Source organism: Rubrivirga sp., from assembly GCF_049648075.1.
In the GTDB taxonomy this organism is placed as follows: domain Bacteria; phylum Bacteroidota; class Rhodothermia; order Rhodothermales; family Rubricoccaceae; genus Rubrivirga.
Map to the genome: position 1 here is coordinate 1 of NZ_JBARYR010000470.1, position 6054 is coordinate 6054.

Sequence of the window (6054 nt, forward strand, 5' to 3'; positions counted from 1 at the left end):
GCCGCCGCGCGCGTCTCGTGCCGGTTGCCAGGCAGCAGCCGGAACCCGAGCACGCGGCCCCGCGCGTCGCAGGCGAGGTTGGCCTTCGTCCCGAACCCGCCTTGGCTCCGGCCCAGCGCCTCGGCTACGCCCCCTTTTTTGAGCCCGCCGCCTTCTGGTGGGCTCGGACGACGGTCCCGTCGAGCATCACCTCGGCGAGGTCCGGCCGTCCGTCATCGCGGAGCCGCTCGAAGGCGCGCTGCCAGACGCCGGAGTCGGACCACCGCTTGTGGAGTTGGGCCGGGCGCCACCACGGGCCGAACTCGGCCGGGACGGCCCGCCAGGGCGGCCCGTATTTGAGCCTCCAGAGCACGCCCTCGACCGTGGCGCGCTCGTCGCGGAAAGGGCGCCCGCGTCCGGAACGCGCGTGGTCGAGGGCCGCCTTGAGCGCGGCCCATTCGTCGTCGGTCAGCATCGCCATCGAATCGGAGGCAGGGAACCGGTCAACGTCTCACGCCGCCGATTTGTCTCACAGACCCTAGTCCCTGTTCGTCCTCGAGGCCGACTCGGCCCGCCCGTGACCACTCGCCTTCTCCTGCTCCTGGCTCTCACGTTCGTCGGCTGCGCCGAGGAGTCGGACGACGTCGTGCTCGAGTTCTGGGCGATGGGCGCCGAGGGCGAGAACGTGCGACCCCTCCTGGACCAGTTCGAGGACGAGAATCCGGGCATCCGCGTCGAGGTCCAGCGCTTGCCGTGGACATCGGCCCACGAGAAGCTGCTGACGTCGTTCGCCGGCCGCTCGACGCCCGACGCGGCGCAGCTCGGCAACACCTGGGTCGCCGAGTTCGAGGCGCTAGGCGCGCTCGTGGACCTGACGCCCCTCGTCGCGGCCTCGGGTGCCATCGAGGACGGAGACTACTTCGCCGGCACTTGGGACACCAACGTGATCGACGGCAAGGTCTGGGGCGTCCCGTGGTACGTCGACACGCGGCTCCTCTTCTACCGCTCCGACCTCTTCCTCGAGGCCGGCTACGACACTATGCCGACGACCTGGGACGAGTGGCTCGAGGCCATGCGCCGCGTCCAGCAGGTCCAGCCAGAGGGCGGGTACCCGATCCTGCTCCCGGTCAACGAGTTCGAGCCGCCGCTCGTCCTGGCGCTCAACACCGCCGACCTGCTCCGTGACGGCGACCGCTACGGCAACTTCCGCAGTCCGGGGTTCCGCCGCGCGTTCGAGTTCTACATCGAGCTCTACCGCCAAGGCTTGGCGCCGGCCACGTCGGGGACCGAGATCTCGAACCTCTACCAGGAGTTCGAGCGAGGCCGCTTCGCGAGCTACATCACCGGCCCCTGGAACATCGGCGAATTCCAGCGCCGCCTGCCCGCCGACCTCGAGGACGCCTGGGCAACCGCTCCCATCCCGGGTCCCGACGCGGGCACCCCGGGGGTCTCGGTCGCTGGTGGCGCCAGCCTAGTCGTGTTCGAGCGGTCGGAGCACCCCGACAAAGCGTGGGCGCTCGTCGAGTTCCTGTCGAGGCCCGACGTCCAGGTCGCGTTCAACGAAGCGACGGGCAACCTGCCCCCTCGGGAGTCGGTCTGGGCCGAGTCCGGCCTGGCCGATGACGACAAAGCGCGGGCCTTCCGCGACCAACTCCGCCACGTCCGCCCGACGCCCAAGATTCCGGAGCAGGAGCGCGTGGCCCAGACCCTGCGCGAGTACGCCGAGTTCGCGGCGCGCGGCGAGATGACGATCGACGAAGCGCTCGAGCGGATGGACGCGGACGTGGACCGGATCCTGGAAAAACGCCGGTGGCTACTGGAGCGGGTGGCGTCAGAATGACTCCGTACTCCCCCCACGAGTCATCCCCGCGACCTCGAGGCCGGACCGGGCACGGTACCCCTTCTCTCACGCTGACGAGGGACAGCGCCCACCGCTGTGTTCCCAAACCTGTCATTCCCGCGAGGGCGGGAATCAAGAATGACGACCACGACGGCTTCAAACGGGCAGGGTCAGCCAGGGGAGCACTCGGGCGCGTCCTCGAGGACGAACGCAGCTCCGCGTTCGGTACTCTGGGTCCCCGCCTACGCGGGAACGACGGCGGGTGGGACCACGCCCGGCGCAAAACACCGCCCCCTATCGGCCCTCCCGTAGGGAGAGAAGACCTCGTAGGGGGCTCCGGGAGCAGCGGTTCACCCTTCGACAGGGGCGCCCTCGAGGACGCGGCGACGGAGCCCACGTCATGAGCGGCGTCACCCACAGCGACGCCGATCTGGCAACCACCATCGGCCCGCCTGCGGCGCCGACCTCGACGGGCACGTCCTCGAGGGCGAAACGGTGGCGACCTCGAGGTCCTCAGACCGCGGCGAGCCGAGCGGCCGCGTGGTTCTTGGCCCCGTCCCTGCTGGTCATCGGGGGGTTCTTTTTCCTGCCGGTCCTGGCCGCGCTCGCCCTCAGCCTGACCGACTTCGACATCTACGCGCTCGCCGATCCGGGGACGGCGCGGTTCGTCGGGATCAAGAACTACGTCGAACTCGCCCAGAGCGCCGAATTCTGGCAGGCGCTCTGGAATACGTGCTACTTCGTGTTCGTCGGAGGCCCGCTCTCGGTCGCCGTCTCGCTTGGCGCGGCCCTCCTGGTGAGCGCGAAGGTGGTTCGGCTGAAAGGGCTGTGGCGGACCATCTTCTTCGCGCCCGTCGTGACGACGCTGGTTGCCGTGGCCGTCGTCTGGCGGTACCTCTACAACGCGGAGTACGGGCTGCTCAACGTCGGGCTTGGGGCTATCGGCTTGCCCGGTGTGGACTGGCTGGGTGACCCGAATTGGGCGATGCCGGCGATCATCGGGCTGGCCGTGTGGAAAAACTTCGGCTACAACATGGTCATCTTCATCGCCGGCTTGGCCGGCGTCTCCGAGGACCTGTACGACGCGGCCAAGATCGACGGAGCCGGCGCGTGGGCTCGGTTCCGTCACGTCACGCTTCCGGCGTTGGCGCCGACGTTCCTGTTCGTCGGCGTGATCACGATGATCGGGTACTTCCAGTTGTTCGCCGAGCCGTACGTCATGACCGAAGGCGGTCCGCTGCGGAGCACCGTCAGCGTGGTGTACTTGATGTACGAGGAGGGCTTCAAGTTCTGGAATTTGGGCTACGCCTCGGCCGTCGCGTTCGTGCTGTTCGCGCTGATGATGATCGGGACGCTCATCCAACTCCGCCTCCAACGGAAGGACGACGCATGAGCCGATTCTCGACCCCACTCATCTACCTGGCGCTGTTCGTCGTCGCGGCACTCTCGGCGTTTCCCTTGCTGTGGATGGTCTCGGCCTCGATGATGCCGACCGGGGAGGCGAGCACGTTCCCCCCTCCACTTTTTCCGAGCGCGCCGACGCTCGAGCACTACCAGGCACTGTTCGAGCGGGCCGATATGGGCCGCTACCTGCTGAACAGCCTGCTGGTCGCGACGCTCGTCACGACGGTGTCGCTGTTCATCAACTCGCTGGCCGGCTACGCCTTCGCCAAGCTGCGCTTTCGAGGACGCGACAAGCTGTTTCAAACGCTGCTCGCGGCGCTCGTCATCCCGGCGCAGGTCGCGATGCTGCCGCTCTTTCTGGAGATGCGGACGTTGGGTCTCGTCAACTCGTACTCGGGCGTCGTCATTCCGGCGGCGGCTTCAATTTTCGGCATTTTCCTCGTTCGCCAGTTCGCGCTCTCGATTCCAGAGAGCCTGCTCGAGGCCGCCCGCATTGACGGCGCGACGGAGTTCGAGATCTACCGGATCGTCGCCGTCCCGCTCCTCCGTCCCGTCCTGGTGACACTGGCGTTGTTCACGTTCATGGGCTCGTGGAACGACTTCATGTGGCCCCTGATCGTCCTCACTGACGATGACCTGTACACCCTCCCGGTCGCCCTAGCGACGCTGACGCGCGAGCGGGTCCAGGACAACGAGTTCATGATGGCGGGCGCCGTCGTGACCACGCTCCCGGTCCTGCTCGTCTTCCTCGTGCTGCAACGCCACTACGTCCGCGGCATCATGCTCGGCGGCATCAAAGGCTGACAACCTCGAGGACGCCCTCACCTACCCTGACTGTCTCTGTGGAACTCGCCGTTTCGACTCTCGACGACGCTGGACTCTTTCGCTCTGTCTCACCGACCACGCTGCTAAGTGGTGGCGGTCTGACCACCGCGCTCACGACCGCGGGCACAGGCGTCATCACCTTCGAGGATGTAGACCTCACGCGCTGGAACGCTGACCGCATCGAGGACGCTGACGGCCTGGCGGTCTACCTCCGCGACCTCGACTCGGGCCGCGTCTGGAGCGCCGGCTGGCAGCCGACCGCCCTTGAGGGCGATCGCTACGCCGTACGCTCAGGACCCGGTACGCTCGAGATCGTGCGCGAGGACGACGGTATCGAGAGCCGTCTGTGTCTGTCGGTCGCGCCCGAAGGCGCTCTCACGGGACGGCTCCGCCTGCGCGCCCTCAATGGACGGACGCGGCGCATCGAGGTCACGACCTACGCCGAGATCGTGTTGCACGACCGCGCCGCGGACGCGTCGCACCCGGCGTTCTCGAAGCTGTTCGTCCAAACCGAAAAGCTCGAAGGCCGGCCGGTTCTGGTCGCCAAGCGCCGTCCCCGATCGCCCGACGACGCGCCGGTGTGGCTGAGCCACTGGCTCGACGACGGAGCGGCGTCGGTGTCGTGGGAGACCGACCGGTTGCGGTTCGTCGGCCGAGGCCGGAGCCGCCGCGATCCCGCCGCCCTCGAGGGCGACCTGGCTGGCACGACCGGCGCCGTCTTGGATCCGGTCGTCGCGCTGCGCACCGTCCTCGAGGTCGGGAGCGAGCCCGTAACGCAGGCGTTCGGTCTGGCCGGTGGTCGCTCTCGGGACGCCGTCCTCGATGCCACGGATGCGTTGTCCGACCTCGAGGCCGTCGAGTCGGCCACGGAGCGAGCCATCGAGGCCGAGCACGAGCGGCGCCGAGACGCAGGCGTGTCCGACCTCGAGGCCGAGGCGGCGCAGGCGATGGTGGGGCCGCTGCTCATGGGCGATCCAGCGCTCCGCGCACGTGGGGACGTGATCGCCTCCGTCGAGGCCGGCGCGGCGGATCGTGACGGGCTGGGTCTCGGTGGGACGGGGCGGCTTGTGACGATCCGGGTGACCACACCTGCTGGTATCGAGGCTCTCGAACAGCTCAGCGCGTTCCGCCACTACTGGTCCGCCCTCGGCCTCGAGGTCGACGTCCTCGCGATTGCGAAGGCCGATGTCCTCGAGGCCGCACGACGCGTCGAGAACGTCCGGGTCGTCTCCGCCGATGAGTTGTCCGACGCGGATGTCTTCCTCGCGGCGTCGCTCGCCCATGTCTATGCCCAGGACGGGGTGCCCACCGTCGATCAAGAGCGCGGTGCCCTCGAGGTGCTCAGCCGATCTGCGCCGCCGGCAAGCAATGGCCTCGGCCTCGAGGACGCGTCGCTCCGCGAGTTCAACGGGATCGGTGGGTTCTCCCAAGATGGGACGGAGTACGTGATGCACCTCCGTCCCGGTGACGACGGACGGCCCGCGCTGCCTCCGCTGCCGTGGACGAACGTGATCGCCAATGACCAAGGCGGCTTTTTGGTCACGGAGCGTGGCTCGGCTTCGACGTGGAGCGCCAACAGCCGCGAGAACCGGGTCACGCCGTGGTCCAACGACCCCGTCGAGGACGCGGGTGAGGCGCTCTACGTCCAGGACCTTGAGGCTGGCACGCTGTGGTCGCCCACGCCCGGCCCGGCCCCGGCCCCGACGGCCTACGAGGTCCGCCACGGCTTCGGCTACTCGACGTGGCGGACGCTCGTGGACGGCGTCGAGCACCACACGACGACCTCGATGGCGCCCGACGCGGCGGCGCGGCTGACCGTCGTCCGGCTGACGAACACGACCTCGAGGCCGAGACGGCTGGCCGTAACCTCGACGGCGCGGCTGGCCCTCGGCGCCTTGGACCGCGAGAGCGACCGGATGGTCGTCACCGACCTCGAGGGCGGCACGCTGTTCGCCCACAACGCGACGCGGGGCGAGTTCTCTGGCCGGGTCGTCGTCGCCCAGGCC

General features: G+C 68.7%; 4 protein-coding genes and 1 pseudogene. 4 read left to right on the plus strand and 1 reads right to left on the minus strand.

The annotated features are described in order from the left end of the window. Window positions 1-124: 124 nt before the first annotated feature. Window positions 125-454, minus strand: a complete 330-nt coding sequence (locus tag WBA11_RS13345; protein WP_424521164.1) for a transposase — start codon at window positions 452-454, stop codon at window positions 125-127. A gap of 102 nt (window positions 455-556) precedes the next feature. Between WBA11_RS13345 and WBA11_RS13350 the strand changes: the two genes are divergently transcribed. The 4 genes and pseudogenes from WBA11_RS13350 to WBA11_RS13365 all read left to right on the plus strand — a co-directional run. Then, window positions 557-1819, plus strand: coding sequence for a sugar ABC transporter substrate-binding protein (locus WBA11_RS13350; RefSeq protein ID WP_424521165.1), 1263 nt, complete (start codon window positions 557-559; stop codon window positions 1817-1819). Window positions 1820-2219: 400 nt separating this feature from the next. Further along, window positions 2220-3212 carry a carbohydrate ABC transporter permease gene (locus WBA11_RS13355; protein ID WP_424521166.1) on the plus strand — a complete coding sequence of 331 codons (993 nt, stop codon included), beginning with the start codon at window positions 2220-2222 and terminating at the stop codon, window positions 3210-3212. Continuing rightward, complete coding sequence (locus WBA11_RS13360; protein WP_424521167.1) at window positions 3209-4027, plus strand: carbohydrate ABC transporter permease; 819 nt, start codon at window positions 3209-3211, stop codon at window positions 4025-4027. Before WBA11_RS13355 ends, WBA11_RS13360 begins: the two co-directional genes overlap by 4 nt. Window positions 4028-4065: 38 nt before the next feature. Beyond that, window positions 4066-6054: pseudogene (locus tag WBA11_RS13365) on the plus strand (hypothetical protein); the annotation flags it as partial.